The sequence below is a fragment of the Pseudomonas sp. B21-053 genome, assembly GCF_026016365.1.
GTDB lineage: Bacteria > Pseudomonadota > Gammaproteobacteria > Pseudomonadales > Pseudomonadaceae > Aquipseudomonas > Aquipseudomonas nunensis.
Genome location: NZ_CP087205.1, coordinates 1,609,204 through 1,628,691, shown reverse-complemented (window position 1 = coordinate 1,628,691; position 19,488 = coordinate 1,609,204). Strand labels below are relative to the sequence as shown.

Here is a 19,488-nt window from a genome sequence, read left to right as displayed (position 1 = left end):
CTATCATTGGCGTCTTGCACTTAAACGCTGGGGAGCACTCATGAAACAAGTCGGTTTTGCAGCAGCTCATTGGGGCATGTTGATCTGGGCGATGCTGATCGCCGCGTCTTTTTTTGCAGCGGCGGAGGTCAGCCAGGCGATTGATCCGATCCTGTTGACCGGCCTGCGCCTGTTGTTTTCAGCCTTGATGTTCCTGCCGCTGCTGCTGTTGAAAAACCACTCGCCGATCTCGGTCAAAGGCTTGCTTGCGCATGCGGTGCTCGGGCTGTTGCTGGCGACGTATTTCGGTTCGCTGTTCGAAGCGCTGCGCTACACCACGGCGGTGAACACCGCGACGCTGTACACGCTGGTGCCGCTGATGACGCTGTTCTTTGAAGTGTTCCTGTTGCCGAGCCCGAGCCTGAAAACCCGCTTGCTGCCGATGCTGATTGCGGCGGTAGGCGCGGTGTTGCTGATCCTCAAGGGTTCGGCGCCTGGAGAATTGCCGGCGCTGTATCCGGTCGTGGTGTTCGGCATTGGTTGCCTGGCGATGGCGCTGTATTCACCCCTGAGCCAGCGCTTCAAGGCCAAGACCTTGAAGGGTCGTGACCCGGTGGCAATGACCTTCTGGAACATGCTGTTTGGTTCGTTGTTCCTGCTGGTGTTCTGCCTGTTCAGCGGCGGCTGGCGCAGCGGTGCACAACTGGCGGTCAGCGATATGTTGTGGCTGGTGTACCTGGCGCTGTTTGGCACCCTGGCGACGTTCTGGTTGCTGCACCGGGCGATCGGGGTGATCTCGCCGTCGACGGTGATCTCGTATGTCTATCTGAATACGTTGTTTGTCACGCTGTTCCATTGGTTCTGGCTGCGGCAGCAACCGGCGTTGATCGAAGTGTGCGGGGCGGTGTTGGTGGGGATCGGGATGTTGGCGCTGGTGGTCAGCAGCCGGAATATGAAAGCTGTTACGGCTTGAAAAATGTGGGAGCGAGCCTGCTCGCGAAAGCGTCGTATCAGTCGACATCATCGTCGGATGACACACCGCCATCGCGAGCAAGCTCGCTCCCACATTTGGTCTTCGGTGAACTCGATATTTGACTCAACTCCGATCCCCTGTGGGAGCGGGCTTGCTCGCGAAGGCGTCGTGTCAGTCGACATCATTGTTGAATGACATACCGCTTTCGCGAGCAGGCTCGCTCCCACATTTGGTCTTGGGTGAACTCGATATTTGATTCAACTTCGATCCCCTGTGGGAGCGAGCTTGCTCGCGAAGGCGTTGTGTCAGTCAACATCATTGTTGAATGACATACCGCCTTCGCGAGTAAGCCCGCTCCCACATGGATATCACTGTGTGACTGGGTTCACCGGGCTCCAGCGGGTCATTTCTCGTTCGAGGAAGTTGGCCACGGCCAGCAGCCGTTCTTCTTGCCAGTGCGGGCCGATGATCTGGATGCCGATCGGCATGCCGCTGACCGGGTCGTGCCCGGCGCGGATGACCACCGCCGGCGAGCCGGACAGGCTGAACGGGAACACGAAGGCGTAGCGATCACGGTCCAGCAGCGATTCGCCATGGGCGAACGCCACGTCCGGGAACACCGGGCAAATGAACAGATCGTGCTGATTGAAGAACTTCGCCAGTTGATAGCGAAACGTGTCGATCATGATCCAGTCGCGCTTCATTTCATCGACGCTCAACTCGACCTCTTCGCTCAAGCGAATCAGTTCCGAGGTGGCCGGCGTGTAGGCCTGTTTGTTCATCGACGCAAACAGTTTCTTCCAGCTACGGCCGGCATCCGCGCCGGTGATGAACACCCGCCACAACACATCGCTGGCGTCATCGAGCATCGGCGGCGTGGTCGAAGTAACGTCCGCGACCACACTGCCCAGGCACGCTTCGACCTGTTGCAAAACCTGCTTCACCGCCGGGCTGACTTCGGTCCGCGCCGACTCCCAGGACAATGCGACACGCAGTTCAGACAAGGGTTTGCTGTCATTGAACGGCACGTCCACAGTGTCCGGATCATGACCGTCAGCGCCGCTGATGAGTTGCCCGAGCAGTGCCAGGTCGTCGACGTAACGCCCCATCACGCCAAACGCCGAGGTCAGGTGGAACAGCCCCGAACGGTCGTTGGGAAACTGCCCGGTCAATGGCACGCGACCCTGGGTCAACTTAAGGCCGCAGATACCATTGAAGTGCGCCGGAATCCGCACACTGCCGCACGCATCCGAGGCCAGCCCGGCCGGTGAACAACCGGCCGCGATGGCCGCCGCTTCACCACCGCTGCTGCCACCGGCGGAGCGCTGCGGGTCACAGGGGTTGAGCGTGCGGCCATACAACAGATTGTCGGTTTCGAAGGCCATGCACAGCTCGGGCACGTTGGTGATGCCGAGGATAATCGCGCCGGCCTCGCGCAACCGGGCCACCACCGTGGCGTCCTCTTGGCTGGCTGCGCCGAGCAACTCTTCCAGCCCACGGGACATGCGGAAGCCGCGCACATGGCAGACGTCCTTGATGGTCATCGGGATGCCGTGCAACGGGCCACGAATATTGCCGATGCGCGCCATCTCATCGGCCTCCCGGGCCTGCCGACGCAATTCGTCGGCGGACTCCAGTTGGATCAGCGCATTGATCTGCGGATTACGCTCGGCAATCCGCTGCAGATAGAACTCCAGCAGGCTGACGCTGGTCAGCACGCCGCGTCGCAGCAGGCCGGCCATTTCGCGCAGGGTCAGGGTGTCCGGATTGAAAATGCTCATCAGCGCTCCGCTTTGCTGCGTAGCAGCTTGTTGGGGATGTGGTACATGTTGCGGACCACCAGGGAAAACGCCTTGACCGCGAGTTTCGGCCGGCGGGCGATGGCTTCCAGGGCTTCTTCGGTCATGGTCAGGACATGCCGCAACGCTTCGGGGGTGATGTTCAGCGGCGGGTAAAAACGCAGCACCGGATGCTCGGCTTTTTCATTCATCGAATGCCCGGCGTGCACGCCACGCTTGCCCAACTCCATGCTCATCAGCGCCTCGTAGACCGAGCCGCGCAAGCGCAGGCCAGTCATCAGGCCGACACCAGGCACGTCTTCAACAATCTGCGGATAACGCTGGGCCAGCCGTTGCAGACCATGGCGCAGCAAACCGCCATTGATCCGCGACGCCTCAACCAGGTTGTGCTTGTCGATGAAGTCGATCGCGGCCAGCGCCGAGGCGCAGCCGACCGGATGCCCGCCGTTGGTACGCTGGTCCGGCTCGATCTCGCGCAACGGGTATTGCGTGCTCAGGCGCTGGCTGTACATCGCGCAGGCGAACGAGGTGTAGCCGCCGGTCAGGCCTTTGGAGAGGATCATGATGTCCGGCACGATGTCGTCGTACTGCACGGCGAACCATTTGCCGCAGCGGCCGAAACCGGTCTGGATTTCGTCGGCGATCAGCAACGTATCGGTGGCATCGCACAGGGCGCGAATGTTCGCCATGTAGCCCACCGGCGGTACCTGCAAATGCGCGCCGCCGAGGATTGGCTCGACGTACACCGCACACACGCCCTCGCCCACGGCTTTTTGCAACGCAGCGAAATCGCCGTACGGCACGTAGGTCACTTCCGAAGCGGCGGTGCCGTAACTGCGATGGTGCTGTTGCTGGCCGAGGATGCTCATCGCCGCCAGCGTCTTGCCGTGGTAGGAATCGCTCATGACCACGATCCCGCGCCGGTGCTTCTGCACCTTGAGCACATAACGCATGCTCTGTTCGATGGCTTCGGCGCCGGAGACCATGTACTGCACATCGCCCCACTCACCCGGCACCAGATCGCGCAAACGTTCGGTCAGTTGTTCTTGCACCGGGTGCACGCGACCTTCAGGGACCCAGGCCATCTGGTGCAACTGGGTCTGCACGGCCTCACGCACCGACGGGTTGCGATGGCCGACGATAAACACGCCGTAGCTACAGGCGCAGTCAATAAAGCGCTTGCCGGTATGGTCCGTGACATAGATGCCATCGGTTTCCTGCTCGACGCTGGTCTTGCCCATGCGATACAGCTTGGTCGCCGAAGCACTCCAATGCCGCTGGCAATCATCCAGCAGTTGTTCATGCGGCATGGTTAAGGACATGGCTGAAAGTCTCCTTGATGATAGTGGCAGCACGCTGGATATATTCCGCACGCGCGGTGACCGGGCAACGCAGAATCAATTCGCGGCCACGGGGCGGGCTGACATAGACGCCACGCTGATAGAGTTCTTCGCATAAACGGCCCGGATTGACGTCGCTGGCCAGCGGCAGGCTGACCCAACCGCCACACGCCACCGCACCGAAGGCGAAGAGCGCTTGCGCGAGGATCTGGCCGTTGTTGAAAGACTGTTTGGCCGAGTCGTGGGCCAACACATAATCGAGTGCCGCCATGGCGGCGACGCACGCCATCGGGTTGCCGGCGGTGGTGCTGCCATGTTTGGCCGGGCTGCTGCGACCATAAACCTGATAGGCCATTTGTTCGCTGCAGGTATAGGTGCCGATCGGAATCGCGCTGCCGCCCAGTGCGCCGCCCAACACCACGATGTCCGGCGTGTTGTGGTAACGCTGGAAACCAAACAGCGTGCCCAGGCTGCCCAGGCAACTTTGCACATCGACCGCAACGACTGGCGCCGAGACCTTGGCCGCCGAGTCATAGAGCTGATCGAGCAGCGTCTGGTCGATCAGGCGCAGCCGACCGTCCGCATCAATCACGGTGCTGGTGTGGCACACGGCAAAGCAATCATTCCAGTTCACCTTGGCCAGGTCGCGAGCATCACTGACCGCCACCAAATCGAAGCCGAGGAAACGCTGGATCTCCAGATATTCCTGCGGCGCACCGAGGCAACGTCCGTAGCTCAGCGAGCCGTAGTCGCCGCCCTGGACAAACACGATGGTGTTGCCCTTGGGCTTGAGACCCTTGCACAGTTTCAAGGCCCCTTCGAACGCTTCATCGCCGGAGCTGCAGATATACGAGCTGACCAGTGGCGCCGGCAGCAACTCGGCCAAACGCCGGCAGAACGCGATCAACGGCTCGGACATCAGCACGCGATTGGACAGGCCCATGCGGTCGGCTTGCTGACTGACCGCTGCAATCACCGACGGCACCTGAAAGCCGAAGCCGCCGGACAGGTCGACGATCTGGCGGCCGTCGCCATCGGTGTACGTCTCGTACTGACCCGAAATGATCTGTTTGTTATTGGTTTTCATAAGTAGGTCTCAGCGGTAGCTCAAGGCGTTGAAAATCCGACGACGCTCGTCAACGATGGCTTCGCGGCCATGCATCACCCGACGGTTGTCGATCATCACCATGTCGTGGTCGCGCCAGCCGACCGGGTAGGTGTATTGCGCAGACACCGTGGCGATTTCTGCCAGGAACTCAGCGGGAATCGGCTGCCCGGATACGGTGTCGATCACCGGCACTTCGTAGTTGAAAGACGGCCCGAGGATGCTGTTGGCAAAGGCCGGGCGCTGGCTGAATTCGGAGACCAGGATCGCCGACGTGCTGAAGGCGTAATGGATCGAATCGTCATCAGGGTTGAAGGTGATCACGGTCTGCGGATCAGTGCCGACGATCTGCATCAGATCGTTGATGCTGACCGCCGCCGGGTCCGACAGCGTCGATGAATAGTGACAAACCAGACGCCGCCATTTGTCGCCAGCCACGGTGCGGCTGTAGCGAATCGGGTTTTGCTCGAAGAAGGTGCGGCAGGCCGGCGACAGTTTCGCCAGGACTTTTTCACCGTCGCACAGGGTTGTTTGCGAACCTTTGCGCGGCGCTTCCTGGCAATAGAACCAAGTGATGTCCGGCCAGAACGGCGAGTTGCCATTCTCGCAATGCAGACCGATTTCCTGACGGCCCGCGTCCACCAGTTGTGCCGCGCCACCGACCATGATCCGCGCCGGATCGAGGCTCAGGCGCGAACTGTTTTGCCGCACATAGCTGCTGAAATCCTCAGGGTTGTGGATGCAGTTGCGCAGCAGCACGACACCGTAGTGCCCGAGCAATTCGTACAGCTCGGACTTGCCGAGGCTGGCGAAATGGTGGGCCTCGATAATCGAGATGTCGGAACTTTCACAGCGATAGGCAGGCGTGTTCATCAGCAGCATTCCCTTGCAGGTCGGCAAAAACAGTGGCGATATCGGCGCGTTTCGGGCGGCCGGTGACGGTATAGAGTTGTTCCAGCAGTGGATCGTCCTTGGTCAGCAACCAGAGACGGCTCGGGCGCTCGATGTCGGAAAAGCGTCGGGTTGACCAGGAAGCCAACTCGTCGCGGTCCGGCGCCGATTCGACACAGAGCAGCGCCACCAGGCCGTGGGTTTCATCGAAGAACACGGCGGCATCGCGCACGCCGGGAAACTCGCGGTATTCCAGCTCGACTTGCTCCGGGCTGACGTTGCGGCCATTCGGCAGGCAGATCACATTCTTCTTGCGGCCACGGACGTAGAGATAGCCATCGGCATCCAGCTCACCCAGGTCGCCGGTGTCCATCCAGCCGTCGTCGGACATTGAACAGGCGCTCGGGTCCTTGCCCGAATAACCGCTGAACAGCGAACTGCTCTTGACCTCGATGGTCTGGTCGGCGCCGATGCGCACCTGCACATGCGGCAAGGGTTTGCCGACGCTGCCCAGACGCTGGTGCTGCGCGGTGTTCATGCTGACCACCGAGGCGTTTTCGGACAGTCCATAACCCTGGAACACCGGGATGCCGTCCTCGGCGAGGGCGTTGAGGATGTCGATGCCGACCGCCGCGCCGCCGCAGGTGATATGCACGCCCGAATGCAGATATCGAGACAGCTGATCACTTTGCGCATCGCCTTGGGCGAGTTGCTCGTAGAAGCGATTGAGCATCACTGGCGGGACTGTCAGGGCCGTCGGTTCGACTCGCAGAATCCACGCGATCAAACGTTGCGGCGAAGTGCCCGGTTCGCCGAGCAATGGTTCGCCTTCTGGCAGGAAGTGCACGGTGCCGCCGGCCAACAGCGGCAGGTACGCGGCGGTGACTTGTTCCAGCAACAGACTCAACGGCACCAGCGACAGGTAACGGCGATGGGCATCGACCGGCATTCCTTGGCGCAAGGAAGCCAAAACCGCGCCGACTGCCTTCGTGCTCAGGCGCACGCCTTTAGGCCGACTGGTCGTGCCCGAGGTGTGAATGATTTTGCAGATCCAGTCGCTGACGCCATCCGGCTCACGCAGCAATGGTTGCTCGAGGGCCGGCTCGCTGAGGCGCCTCAAGCGGCTCTCGGGAAAATCCAACATCCAGCGTTCGGCCAGGGTGCGTTCGCCAGCGGCATCCACCAGGAAACCGTCGCAGCGCTCGGCCAAATGTTCGGCTTGCGCTTGGCTAAATGCCAGTGGCAGAGGCAGCGCGGTAATCCCGGCAAACAGGCACGCCAGATCGGCCACCAGCCAATCGCTGCTGTTACGCGTGGCAATCCCCAGCACGACGTGGTCGCCATGGGCCGGGGTGTCGAAACGCCGTTGCAATTCAGCTGCCAGGTTCAGCGCCCGGGACTCCAATTCGCCGAAGGTCATGACCGTGGCGTGTTCCAGCCCGGACGCGGCGCAATCGACAGCACAGACTTTCTCGCGATTGGCCTGTAGCGCCTGGCGCAGGTCCGCAATAAAGCGGCCACTCATGATTGCGCCCTCTCCGGCAGATCCGTCGGCAACTGGGTAAACAACGTACCGAGGGTCATCGCGGCGAATCGCGAACGTTTCGGGTCCACCCGGATAAAACCGGTGACCGGCATTTTCGAGTAATAGGAGCCCCAGTTCTTCCCGCCATCATTGGCCAGGCGCTCTGGATCAGCTGTCAGCAGCGGTTCGAAATCGATCTGGCAGCTTTCCATCATCTCCCGGACCCGGGGTGTAACGGTGCACAGTAGATAGTGACCACCCATGCACCAAGCCAACAACGGGATCATGTTGACCATGATCATTCCCGCCGTCAGGTGATGAGAAATCAAACTACCGATTTCAACGATAGTTGACCGATCGATCGGCTTTTCAAAGCGTTCGGAGAGTATCGTTTCTATCGGTTGCGACAGATATTGTTCAGAGAAGAGTGTGCGGTGATCGGCAAACGTTATACCGGCACAAGAAAGAATGCGCTCCTCATTATCCAGAGTTACCGCAAAATACTGCGGACTGGGCTCTACTGTCGCCTTATAAGAACTGCGAAATTTTTCCTTCACAACTTCAGTGGCTTGCACCCATAACGGTGTCTGACTTTCCGTGACACGTACCAACACTTCGACCTCCCTGTCCCTGTTCAGGACGCCTCTTAAAGTGAGCGAGAATATATTGAGGAAATCTCCGACAGACTATTTAAAAAACCAATTGCTTCCGCTAATATATAAATAAATAACCTTGTCACAAAAATAAAAGATAGTGACGCGCATGGATTTTCACCGAGACGGATTTTATGCTTAATAGTAATTTGCTCAGAAAACTCGATATGCAGGATCTGATGGTGTTCGTTGCCGTATACGAACAAAGCAGCGTCACCGAGGTCTCTGAAACCCTTTGCGTCAGCCAGTCCACCGTCAGTTACTGCTTGAAAAAGCTGCGCACGAGCTTCGACGACGAGCTGTTCATCAACACCCGTAATGGCATGTGGCCGACTAACAAGGCCACCACCATGTATGGCCATGTGTTGAAAATCCTGAAAAGCATAAACATATGCCATTCCGGCTTACACGCATTCGACCCCACGCAAAAAGAGATTACGTTTAATATCTGCGCACCGGAGTACTTTGAACTCCTGATACTTCCAAATTTGTTGAAGCGCTTTATTGGCAGTAGTTTTCCGGTCATTGTAAACATCCAGAAGTTTCACAGAGACATTCCAATCGAAGAGCTTATCGACGGTCGTTTCGATCTGGTTATTTGTTTCGGCCCCAACTTCCATCGCAGCTCAAAAAGTTTGAAGTCACAAGTTCTGCTGGAAGATGATCTTGTCTGTGTCGTTGATAAAAACTCTGCCCCGGCGGAGGGTGAATTCAGCCTGGACAGCTTTGTCGCGCGCCAGCACATCTTCCCGACCCCGTGGACTTCAGACACCAACATGGTGGATGGCTGGCTTAGCAAATGGGCTTACAGCCGCCAGATAGTGGCGCGGGCCAACAGTTACGTGGCGGCACTGAACATGATTCCCGGAACTGATTTCGTGCTGACGTTGCCTCGGCGTATCCAGATGCTGATCAGTAACGAAGATAAATTCGCACATTGCCAACCGCCCACCGGTTTACCCAACTTTACGCTGGACATGTTGTGGAACGAAAAGCCCGGGCAGGACAGCGCGAATAACTGGTTTCGCGAACAAATTGTCAGCGTCTGCGCACAAGACGGCCTGCTGTAATAAGAACTATTAACAGACAACTTCGAATTGAATGACCCACCGACGCCAGAATCGGCGCATAGCCTCAGCACTTGGCGGGTGGGTCATTATCGGGGCAGTTTGGCGCTGATCGCTTTCTGCCAGCAGGTCGTGTTACCTACACGATGTGTCCCACATCTGACACTGAAGTCTCCTACAGGGCATTCTCCTGGCACCATCGTTCCGTTACGATCGTTCGCACACGTTTGCGCACCCTCAGCGCAAGGAGCACAGCGAGACAGAACGGATGCTAAACAGTAACTTGCTTAGAAAGCTCGATATGCAGGACCTCATGGTGTTTACCGCCGTGTATGAGCAAAGCAGCGTCACCGGTGTGTCGGAGGCACTCTTCGTCAGTCAGTCCACCGTAAGTTACTGCCTGAAAAAACTGCGCACCAGTTTTGAAGACGAGTTGTTTATCAACACCCGCACCGGAATGCGCCCCACCTACAAAGCCAGCACCATGTACAACCATGTGCTGAAAATTCTTGAAAGTATCAACCTCTGTCACGCCAGCGGCCAGGCGTTCGATCCGACTTCACAGCCCGTCACCTTCAATATTTGCGCACCGGAATACTTCGAGCACTTGATTCTGCCGCGCCTGTTGAAGCGCTTCGATTTCGCCGATTTGCCGGTAGCGGTCAACCTGCACAAATTCGAAACCGATATCCCGGCCGATGAGTTGCGCGACGGCAGCCTCGACCTGCTGATCTGTTTTGGTCCGAATGCTCATCCGGGTCAAACCGACTTCAGGTCACGGATGTTGCTGGAGGACGACCTGGTCTGCGTCTTCGACAAACGCGCCACGCCATTGGAACCACGCTTGAGTCTGCAAGCCTTTACTGAACGCCAGCACGTGTTTTCGACACCGTGGTCAGCCGCCACCGACAAGGTCGATGGCTGGCTGGCGCGGCAGGCGCAAAAGCGCGAGATCGTCAAACGCTCGAACAGCTACAGTGCGGCGCTGAAGATGATCACCGGGACTGATTTCATCCTGACCCTGCCCCGGCGTATCCAGCGCCTGCTGGCCAACGAAGCGGTGTTCAATCATTGCGAAGCGCCTAACGGCCTGCCGGGTTTTACCCTCGACATGCAATGGAGCCAAACCGTGGATCAGGACAGCGCCAACACTTGGCTGCGTGAGCAAGTGCTAGAGGTCTGCGCCGAGCAGCAAGCCGCCTGAAACTCAGAAGCCGATGGCGGTCTTGGTGTAGGACTCACGATCGATGTCGAGGATCTCCACGCACAACTGGACTTCGACATCCATCGGCCATTCACACAAATCCTGCACCACGGCCAACAGGCTGTCGGACAGCTGTTTCTTGATTTGCGGCGAGCGACCGCTCAGCAACGCCAGCTTCACGTGCACGAACGCCCGCTCGCCCAAGCCAGTGCCGACCTTGAAGGTTTCAACCTTCAGGGCACGGCTCTTGATATCGTGCTCAGCCGCAAACTGACCGGAACCCACCAACGTATTGTTGAGCCGGATCAACGCGACATCGGCGTTCAACCCGGGCAGGTTGGCGGTGTATTCCATGTGCAGGTGAGGCATGACGATGCTCCTGAGGATTGGCAGAAAGGGTCTACATATATCACAGAGCCGCCCGGCTTCCGGCGGACTTTTAGTGCTGCAACGCACCCAGTCAAAGTGAACCGGCGCTGTGCATGTCGGCCAGACCGCGTTCACTCATGAACGCTTCGAGGCGCGAGCGCAGCCAGCGTTCGGCCGGGTCAGTGTCGACGTGGCTGAGCCAGACCATGGACAAGTCCAGGGTTGGCGTCTTGAACGGGAACGGTTCCTGGAACAAATGGCCGGACGCCGCCATGGCGCTGGCGGTGTAGTCCGGCAGGCTGGCGATCAGGTCCGTCCCCGCCAGCAGGGCTGGCAATGAGCTGTATTGCGGCACGGAAAGGACGACATGGCGTTTGCGGCCAATCTCCGCCAGCCACTCATCGGCGTAGCCACTGACGTTGGCGGTGTGGGAAACCAGCACGTGAGGGCGCGAGCAATATTCATCAAGGGTCAACGGCGTGTCGGACGCATCGGCGCGCAAAAGGCTCGGCTGGATATGCCGTAGTAATTTGCGCTTGGCGTTGGCCGGCAAGCCGCGGGTCTGGCTGATGCCGACAGTAATATCGCCGGAGGCCAACAGATCGGGAATCCGCCAGTAATCGACATGCTGGACCACAAACACCACCTTCGGCGCTTCCTGGCGCAAGGCCCGCAGTAACGGGGGCAACAGGCCGAATTCGACATCGTCCGAAAGCCCGATCCGAAAGGTCATGGTGCTGCTGGCCGGGTCGAAATCGTGGGTCAGGCTCAAGGCCACCGACAGCGAATCCAGCGCGGGCGACAGGTGCTGGATGATTTCTTCGGCCCGGGCCGTCGGCTCCATGCGATGGCCGACGCGAATGAACAGCGGATCATTGAACATCGTGCGCAGACGGTTGAGCGCGGCACTGATGGTCGGCTGGCCGAGAAACAGCTTCTCCGCCACCCGCGTCACGTTACGTTCGAGCATCAACGTCTCGAACACCACCATCAGGTTGATGTCGGCCTTGCGTAGTTCATTACGATTCATCCACTGCACCCCGTCCCCAAGACTTGCGCCAGTTTAGAAAGGCCGGGGGGTGGCGTCTATCGGCATGATCGCCGCCATACGCAGGATCACTGCACCGTCAGCGACTTCATGCCCAGGCCCATGACACGCTGATCCTCCCCAAGCCCCAACTGTTTCGGGCTGATCGCATCGGGCAACTGCACTTGAATCCGCATCAGCCTGTCGCCGGCAATGGCTTCGCGCATAGCCGGGGTGATCGAGATTTCGATGCGATTGCCTTGAACCGTTGTCAGACGCGTCGTCAACGCCTGTACGCCGTTGATACTGAAGACCATCGTCTGACCGGCATGCATCGGCAGGACGAAGGCCAGCGCATCGATGACGATGGAGCTTGCCTGTGGCGGAACCCGAAGCTGGATCTCAGCCTGCGCGCCGTCAGACCAGGTGCCCCAGGCTTCCGGAGTTCCCCAGCCCTGAACCAAGTGAAGGGTCGTGTGGTTGAACAGTTGCTGCTGCCCGACCTTGATCAGTGGCATTGACTGCATCGCGCGTCCTTCGTCCTCGACCGCGAGGCATCGCGCGCATTGCTTCCAGCCCGGCGCCAGCACCACCATGCCATCGATGCGGGTGAGCAGATCCGTGGCACTGTTCACGGTTTTCACCGCCTCAAGCCTGGCCTTTTCATCGAGGATATACAGCGAGTCCGGGTCGTATTGTCCCGTTTCCAGCATCCGCCGAGCCTTTTCCCCAGCCTGTTCCAACGCCGTCGTGCTCATTCGGCCCAGATAAGCAGCGTCGGTTTTCATCCCATGGGTCGCCGCAAAGTCGGCCAGTGGCTGCCAGGTGTCCGGCTGATTCTGGGGCGACAACGAACGAATGTTGGCGTAGTGCAATGCCGCACTTTTCCAGAAAGGGTCTTGCAGGGGCGTCGCCCATTCACTGGCCGGCTCCATCATTCTGCTCTGCCGCAGGCCTGCCCAACCGTTGCGGGTATCGACAACCTGGACACACAGCGCCACCGCCAGCAGGCACACCGCCGTGCGTGGCCGGTTGCCGCGCACCACGAGATAAATGATGGCAAACACAATGACGTAGAACACCGGCCAGAACATCCGGCCCGATGCCCGGAAGATATTCGCCAGTTTGACGAACGCCTTGGGCAACGGATAGTGAGCATTGAGCAGGCCGAGGCCGATGTCGTTGGACAGTGCAAACAGCAGCAGGCCAACCAGCGCGAGCATCAGGACCGGCAGGCTGCGCACCGCCCTGCCGAAGTCGGTATTACGGCGCAGCAGCGCGACGGCGGCGAAGATCGCCGCCAACAGCGTCCCCGCGCCGAGGAAGTTGAAACCCTCATAGTCGCCGGGACCTTCCGGCAAGTCCGGCACGATCGAGGACCAGCCGCTGGCGTCGATCAGCGACAACACATTCATGCGGTACAAGCCAAAGCCACCCGCCACAGCGCCTTTGCCGATACTGAAATAGCCCGCCTGCCAGCAACACAGGCTTACCAGCAAAAACAGCACCAGCAGTTCGATCAGTGCGGTACGCCGGGTCAACTGACCGTTGCGGGTTCTACCCGCCAGATCCGCAATCCAGATCAATGCCACCATCGCGAGCAAATAAGCGTGTACCAGCGCCGTCGCCGCCAATAGCACGCCCCAGGCCAATCGCCGCTTCTGCACGCCAGGGTGCAGCGCCAGGTAAAGCGCCGCCAGAACCAGAAAATGCCCGGCGAGAGATAAATGCCCGCCCATGCGCAAAAACATCGGCGGCGAAAACAGGAATAGGCCAGCCCCCAGCAACTTCAGCGCGACATTGGGCGTCACCAGCCCCACCAGCTTCCAGGCAAACCAGGCTTGCAGGACGAAACACGCCATCAACCAGATACCGAAGTATTGGAATGTCTCAGGCAGCCATGCGCTGAAGGGTTTGAACACAAAGGCCAGCAGCGGATTCGAGTCAGAAAAAATGATCGCGCTACCCAGCTCCAATCCATAGGACGGGTTAAGTCCGAGCGGAAAAGTCCAAGGCGAGTGTCGGAAAAATACCCAGCCCAGGTAATGAGTCGCCGGATCGCCACTGTCCAGCCAGGCGATGTTTTGCGGGTCCAGGGCGCGCGGCCCGATCACGATGAAAAACGCCACCACGCCCATCAATAAGGGCAACAACTCCAGCGCCCAATGCTTGCCAGAATCCTTCATCGATACGTCCAGAAATTGTGCAATACAAAGGTGAAGGCCGGAATGGTCAATGCCACCGCGCCGATCCCCATCAAGTAATTGAGCCCGGCAATCTGTGCCGCCCAGGCCACGAACATCGCCAGCATGAAACCTGCGCCGGACACCATCATGAAGCGCAGCAACGTGCGGCCATGCAGTCGGGCGGAAAAACTCCAGGTCGTGTTGATCAAGTAAGACACCACCGTCGCCACGGCGAATGCGACGCCATTGGCCAGAGGTGGCATGGGCATTACGAAGTTGATGAATAGAACAGCAACGACCGCGTGAAGCGCCGTGACAAACAATCCCGTCACAGCAAACCTCAATGCTCTTTTGATCAGTGCGGATTTTTCGGCTGACGTCACGGCTTCTGCGCCAGCACGAACACCGTCAGGCCGGCCAGGCGATTCGCCCCCATGAACGGCAGCTCAATGCTGCACAAGGTCTTGAGGATCGAATTCACCACCGGATGATGCTGCTTGAGCTGCGAACGCGGCGGAGACGGTTGTGTGCCTTTGGGCAACAGCCGCAGCGTCGCCGCTATCGGGAACACCGCACCGAAATAGTAGGCCCCCTGCTTCACCGTCAAACCGGCATCACGAGCCACTGTTTCAAATTGCGCCAGGGTGTAACGACGTTTGTGTTCCAGGAAGTCATCGTGACCGCTCCAGAGAAACTGGAACGCCGGCACCGTCATCAAAAAGCGGCTGCCGGAAGGGACTTTATCGACGTAGGCCTTGAGCAATCCGACGTCATCATCCACATGCTCCAGCACGTCCATCAGCAGCACCAGATCGGCGTCCACCGAATCGATGCCGCGCCGATAATGCACCGGTTTTCCAGAGGTGCTGGCGTCCGAGTCGATGTCGTAACTGATATCGACGCACCAGGCTTCGTTCGCGGCGGTGTGGGTCAGCAGGTGATGGGTAAAAAACCCGGAGCCGGCGCCGACGTCGAGAATCTTCTTGATCGGCGTATCGCCCAGCAGACGCTTGGTCGCTGCGGCTTTCGACGAGTAATACCAGTGCTGGTCAATGCTTGAACCGAGGATGTCGGTTTCCTTGAGATCCATGGTTCAGTCCTTGGGGTTATAGACACGCCGCACCAGATAAACCGGCCGGCGTTTGGATTCGATGTAGGTGCGGCCCAGGTATTCGCCGAGCACCCCGATGCCGATCAGTTGCAGACCACCCAGAAACGTCACCGCGACCATCAGCGAGGCGTAACCCGGTACGTCGACCCCGGTAATCAACGTGCGCAAAATAATGAAAATGGCAAACGAGAAAGACACCAAGGACACGAACAGCCCCAGATACGTCCAGACCTTGAGCGGGTCGGTACTGAAACTGGTGATGCCTTCCAGCGCGAAATTCCACAGGCGCCAACCATTGAATTTGGTCTCACCCGCCACCCGTTCCGGGCGCTCGTAATCGACGCGCGTGGTGCGAAATCCGACCCAGGCAAACAGGCCTTTCATGAATCGCCGAGACTCGGGCAACGACTCCAGCGCCTCGACTACACAGCGATCCATCAACCGGAAATCACCGACATCCTTGGGCAGCGGTTGATCCGAGATTCTGTTGTGCAGGCGGTAGAACCAGTTGGCCGAGGTTTTCTTGGCCCAGGAGTCGGACTTGCGACTCACACGATGGCCCAGCACCACTTCATAGCCTTGTCGCCACTGGGCAATCATCTGCAGGATGACTTCCGGTGGATCCTGCAAATCGGCATCAATCGGCACTACCACGTGGCCGGTAGTGGCCTGCAAGCCAGCGGTCAATGCCGCTTCCTTGCCGAAGTTGCGGCTCAGGTCGATGACTCGAATGCGCGGATCAGACTGCTGGCGCTCCAGAAGCAAATCCAGCGTTGCGTCGGTGCTGCCGTCATTGACGAACACCATCTCCAGCCCCACCAGCGCCTCATCCTTGAAGACGTCAGTAATCCGCGCGATGAACAAATCAATGGTCGCCGCTTCATTGAATACCGGGATGACGAGCGAAAGCTCCACATGCCCGGCCAGTTGCGTTCCTTGCTGATGAGTCAATTGATTGCTCTTTTTTATAGTGTTTTTTCAACAATCTTCGGTCGCCGAAGTATTTCCGGCGCCATGAGCTGCCCCGTATTAAGCAGGAGCAAGAGAGGTGATGCAAGGGCGAAACTGCGGCGGTTTTGGCCATCCTTCCAAGGCTCGGCCAACTGTAGGAAAAGCCCTCAAATCATTGGAAACAAATGCCTGATGGCCAAAAAAACCAGCTCCGCTAGGCTTGCTGACATGCGGCACACAGGTTGTCGAAATTAACCAATCGCATGGAGCGAGATGAATGTATTTTGAGATTTACAGGCAATCGAAAGGCACCCCGAGTACTGGAAAAGGGCAATGGCGCTGGCGGCTGCGGGCGGGGAATCATGAGACGGTTGCGAGCGGGGAATCGTATGTGAACAAGACGGATTGTTTGCATGTGATCGAGTTGATCAAAGGGGTGCATGGGGAGACTCCGGTCAAGGAAATTTAAGGGCGCGGTGAATTCCCACTCCCTCAAAATGAAAAGCCTCGCGACGTAATGGCGGCGAGGCTTTTCGATACTTTGCGCGCATCCAGCGGCCGCCCCCAACCTTGATCCAGACGCTTCCCATGCTGTATACCTAAAAAGACCTATCGTCACACCGAAGGAAATAACACCGCCTTATGCACGGAATCACACGTATCGATCGCCTTGTCGGCCCACTCTCCGCAGCCCTGATTGCGCACTGTGGGCCTAACGTCAAACGCTGCGCTGGCGCAGCCACAGGGCTTGTTTCCCGTCTCGTTGCACTCCTCGCTCTACACCGCTTGCGACCTCGTTTGTCGGACTGGTGCGCTCATCGGCGCCATTGCTCCGTCCCTCCGCCCGCTTGTTTCTGATCGTCAGCCACTGAATCGACGCCTGCATCTACCGTTTTCTCGCGGAGTTTGTGCTCGCGTGGCTTTTCTTTCTGAACCCATCACTTCCTGAGCGAGACATCGCCCGGTCGGCCTTTGCGCCTCGAACCGTGCCCGTCAGCTCCAGGCCAGCAAATTTTGCTTGCGCAGTGCCCCTCATGAGGCGGCTTTGCGTCGAGCCTCCCCACGGTACAAGGAGTATCAATCGATGATTTATTTCCAGGGAAAAAGAATTCTCAGCGCCATCTTCGACATGGATGGCACCATGTTTGACACCGAACGCCTGCGCTTCAAAACCCTCAAGCAGGCGTCCAGCGAAATTTTCGGCAAGCCGTTGAGCGAGGAAACCCTGATCGGCTCGCTCGGCCTAAGCGCCAAGAAGGCCGAGGCGCTGGCCAAGGCCCACAACGGCGACGACTTCCCCTACGCCGAGATCCGTCAGCGCGCCGATGAGCTTGAGCTGGCGTATGTGCGCAATGAAGGCGTGCCGATCAAGCCAGGTTTGCTGGAAGTGCTGGAGCGCTTGCGCAAGTACGGCCTGACCATGGCGGTCGCGACTTCAAGCCGTCGAGCGATTGCCGAGGAGTATTTGATCAATGCCAACGTGCTCAAGTATTTCGACATCACCGTGTGTGGCGACGAAGTCACCCAGGGCAAGCCCCATCCCGAGATCTTCCTGCGGGCGGCCAGCGCACTCAATTGTGAGCCGGGCCACTGTTTCATGGTCGAGGATTCGGAGAACGGCCTGCTCTCGGCAATCCGCGCCGAGGGGCAGCCGATCCTGATCGAGGACATCAAGCCACCCGCGCCCGAGGTCAAGGCCGGCGCACTCAAGGCTTACGGCAACATGCAGGAATTTCTCGGCGACCTGACCGAATGCATGCCCGACCTCGGCACGCCCGAGCTGACCGAAACCTTCCCCCAGGCACTCAACCAGTTTCGTGCAGGCATCCACGGCTTCGGTGCGATGGGTGGCGGCTACCTGACGCAGATTTTCTCTCACTGGGACGGCTACACCCGGCCCTGTGAAATCATCGGCGCCACCCGCTCGCGCATGCTGCGCGAAACGGTCGAGGCCTTCGGCCGATTCAGCGTGCGCTACAGCGCGACGTCCTTCGACCAGACCATCGAAAACCTGCGGATGATCGACATGGACGACGCCGAAGCGGTGATCGATATGTACGACGTCGCGGAAATCGTCGGCCTGAGCCTGCCCGAACCGGCCATCCGCAAACAGGCAGATGTGATCGCCAAGGGCTTGATCCGCCGCTTCGAACGCCGCAAGCGTGAGCTGACCATCCTGATCGTGCTGAACAAGGTCGGTGGCGCCGCCTTCGTGCGTCGCCATGTCGAAACGCAGTTGCTGCTCCTGGTGTCACCCGAGACCTGCCAGCAGATCCTCGACAAGACTCACTTTGCCGAGACGGTCGTCAGTCGCATTGTCTCGAAGATCTCCAACGAGGCCCTGCTTCGGCAATTGCGGATCAAATCGAAGATTTTCCAGAACAGCCTGAGCGATGAACCGACCACTCACTCAACATCGACGGCCGTCAAAGCCCCCGAATACGAACGGCTGATCGGGCGTTTTCGGCCCTTCGCCCAGTCCAGCAACGCCCTCAGCCAGATGCACCTGATCCTGTTCAACAGCGAACCGGACATGCCTCTCTACGTCGAGCGCGGTAGCAACTTGCTCGAGCGACTGCGCCAGGTGAAAACCGTGGAAGACATCACCCAGACCCAGGTCATCAAGAACCTCCTGTGGAACGGCCCACACGCGATCATTGCCTGGTACGCCAGCCTGCTGGGTTATTCGTGGTTGGGCCAAGGCATGGGCGACCCGCGCGTCAGCGCCTTGGCCGAACGCCTGATCCGCCAGGAAGTCGGCCCGGCCCTGATCGCCGAAAACCCGCACATGAGCGAGGCCGTCGCCGGTTTCGCCAAAACCTTTCTTGAACGCTGCAACACATCCTTCAAAGACCCTTGCGCCCGCGTCGGCCGTGACCCTTTGCGCAAACTGCAACGCAATGAACGCATCCTGCGCAGCATCGACCTGGCCCGAAAACACGGCATCGACTCCACCGGCCTGGAGTTCGGCACGGCGTTAGCCCTGCACTACGCCCTGCGTTCGACGGACGCCAAGGATCAGGAAAGTCAGTTGATGCGCACGCTCTATGAAGAGAACGGGAGTGTCGAGGCAATGTTGACGTATACCGGGAGCTATAACGGCAAACCGTATCCGGGACTGGACCCGGTCAGGGATGCGGGGTTGGTTGAAGGGATTGGGGGGCATTTTGAACGGCTGGTGAAGCCGGATGCCGGGCATTGGGGGTGGCCAGCCCAGGGATAGGTGAAAGAGGACTAGCGTTAATGCAAAAGCCCCCGTAATCAGCAATGACTACGGGGGCTTCGTCTTATTCAATAATGGCGCAGAG

General features: G+C 58.9%; 17 protein-coding genes. 5 read left to right on the top strand and 12 right to left on the bottom strand.

What is annotated here, in order from left to right; genetic code table 11:
* Window positions 1–40: 40 nt before the first annotated feature.
* Window positions 41–952: a DMT family transporter gene (locus tag LOY68_RS07470; protein WP_265043895.1), complete on the top strand. Its 912-nt coding sequence runs from the start codon at window positions 41–43 to the stop codon at window positions 950–952.
* Window positions 953–1,320: 368 nt separating this feature from the next.
* On the opposite strand, the gene LOY68_RS07460 is transcribed toward LOY68_RS07470, so the two are convergent.
* Genes LOY68_RS07460 through LOY68_RS07435 form a run of 6 tightly spaced genes read right to left on the bottom strand, consistent with a single transcriptional unit; the run spans window position 1,321 to window position 8,226 of the window.
* Window positions 1,321–2,733 carry an amidase gene (locus LOY68_RS07460; RefSeq protein ID WP_265043893.1) on the bottom strand — a complete coding sequence of 471 codons (1,413 nt, stop codon included), beginning with the start codon at window positions 2,731–2,733 and terminating at the stop codon, window positions 1,321–1,323.
* Window positions 2,733–4,073 (bottom strand): aspartate aminotransferase family protein, encoded by a 1,341-nt coding sequence (locus LOY68_RS07455; RefSeq protein WP_054615854.1) that lies wholly within the window; start codon window positions 4,071–4,073, stop codon window positions 2,733–2,735. Before LOY68_RS07455 ends, LOY68_RS07460 begins: the two co-directional genes overlap by 1 nt.
* Window positions 4,051–5,178 carry an aminotransferase class III-fold pyridoxal phosphate-dependent enzyme gene (locus LOY68_RS07450; protein WP_265043890.1) on the bottom strand — a complete coding sequence of 376 codons (1,128 nt, stop codon included), beginning with the start codon at window positions 5,176–5,178 and terminating at the stop codon, window positions 4,051–4,053. The genes LOY68_RS07455 and LOY68_RS07450 overlap by 23 nt, the downstream gene beginning before the upstream one ends.
* 9 nt (window positions 5,179–5,187) lie before the next feature.
* Window positions 5,188–6,069, bottom strand: coding sequence for a TauD/TfdA family dioxygenase (locus LOY68_RS07445; protein WP_054046672.1), 882 nt, complete (start codon window positions 6,067–6,069; stop codon window positions 5,188–5,190).
* Window positions 6,044–7,612: an AMP-binding protein gene (locus LOY68_RS07440; protein WP_265043887.1), complete on the bottom strand. Its 1,569-nt coding sequence runs from the start codon at window positions 7,610–7,612 to the stop codon at window positions 6,044–6,046. The genes LOY68_RS07445 and LOY68_RS07440 overlap by 26 nt, the downstream gene beginning before the upstream one ends.
* Window positions 7,609–8,226 carry a thermostable hemolysin gene (locus LOY68_RS07435; protein ID WP_054046676.1) on the bottom strand — a complete coding sequence of 206 codons (618 nt, stop codon included), beginning with the start codon at window positions 8,224–8,226 and terminating at the stop codon, window positions 7,609–7,611. Before LOY68_RS07435 ends, LOY68_RS07440 begins: the two co-directional genes overlap by 4 nt.
* A gap of 173 nt (window positions 8,227–8,399) precedes the next feature.
* Here LOY68_RS07435 and LOY68_RS07430 point away from each other — a divergent pair, with 173 nt between their 5' ends.
* Together LOY68_RS07430 and LOY68_RS07425 are read left to right on the top strand one after the other, a co-directional pair.
* Complete coding sequence (locus LOY68_RS07430) at window positions 8,400–9,335, top strand: LysR family transcriptional regulator (protein ID WP_054046678.1); 936 nt, start codon at window positions 8,400–8,402, stop codon at window positions 9,333–9,335.
* Window positions 9,336–9,600: 265 nt separating this feature from the next.
* Window positions 9,601–10,536 (top strand): LysR family transcriptional regulator, encoded by a 936-nt coding sequence (locus LOY68_RS07425; protein WP_265043885.1) that lies wholly within the window; start codon window positions 9,601–9,603, stop codon window positions 10,534–10,536.
* A gap of 3 nt (window positions 10,537–10,539) precedes the next feature.
* On the opposite strand, the gene LOY68_RS07420 is transcribed toward LOY68_RS07425, so the two are convergent.
* The 6 genes from LOY68_RS07420 to LOY68_RS07395 form a co-directional block, all read right to left on the bottom strand.
* Entirely contained in the window at window positions 10,540–10,905 is a 366-nt protein-coding gene (locus LOY68_RS07420) for a 5-carboxymethyl-2-hydroxymuconate Delta-isomerase (protein ID WP_265043883.1), read from the bottom strand.
* 91 nt (window positions 10,906–10,996) lie between these two features.
* Window positions 10,997–11,935, bottom strand: coding sequence for a LysR substrate-binding domain-containing protein (locus LOY68_RS07415; protein WP_054615859.1), 939 nt, complete (start codon window positions 11,933–11,935; stop codon window positions 10,997–10,999).
* A gap of 86 nt (window positions 11,936–12,021) precedes the next feature.
* Entirely contained in the window at window positions 12,022–14,118 is a 2,097-nt protein-coding gene (locus LOY68_RS07410; RefSeq protein ID WP_265043881.1) for a DUF6311 domain-containing protein, read from the bottom strand.
* Window positions 14,115–14,501 carry a GtrA family protein gene (locus tag LOY68_RS07405; protein ID WP_320110091.1) on the bottom strand — a complete coding sequence of 129 codons (387 nt, stop codon included), beginning with the start codon at window positions 14,499–14,501 and terminating at the stop codon, window positions 14,115–14,117. Before LOY68_RS07405 ends, LOY68_RS07410 begins: the two co-directional genes overlap by 4 nt.
* On the bottom strand, window positions 14,498–15,208 hold the full coding sequence (locus LOY68_RS07400) for a class I SAM-dependent methyltransferase (protein WP_054046690.1): 711 nt from the start codon (window positions 15,206–15,208) through the stop codon (window positions 14,498–14,500). The genes LOY68_RS07405 and LOY68_RS07400 overlap by 4 nt, the downstream gene beginning before the upstream one ends.
* A 3-nt stretch (window positions 15,209–15,211) precedes the next feature.
* Window positions 15,212–16,180 carry a glycosyltransferase family 2 protein gene (locus LOY68_RS07395; protein WP_265043877.1) on the bottom strand — a complete coding sequence of 323 codons (969 nt, stop codon included), beginning with the start codon at window positions 16,178–16,180 and terminating at the stop codon, window positions 15,212–15,214.
* 277 nt (window positions 16,181–16,457) lie between these two features.
* On the opposite strand from LOY68_RS07395, the gene LOY68_RS07390 reads away from it, so the two are divergent.
* On the top strand, window positions 16,458–16,649 hold the full coding sequence (locus LOY68_RS07390; protein WP_123507621.1) for a YegP family protein: 192 nt from the start codon (window positions 16,458–16,460) through the stop codon (window positions 16,647–16,649).
* 615 nt (window positions 16,650–17,264) lie between these two features.
* A complete protein-coding gene (gene mtlD, locus LOY68_RS07385) occupies window positions 17,265–19,403 on the top strand; it encodes a bifunctional mannitol-1-phosphate dehydrogenase/phosphatase (protein ID WP_265043874.1) in 2,139 nt (712 codons plus the stop codon).
* The last annotated feature ends 85 nt before the right edge of the window (window positions 19,404–19,488 follow it).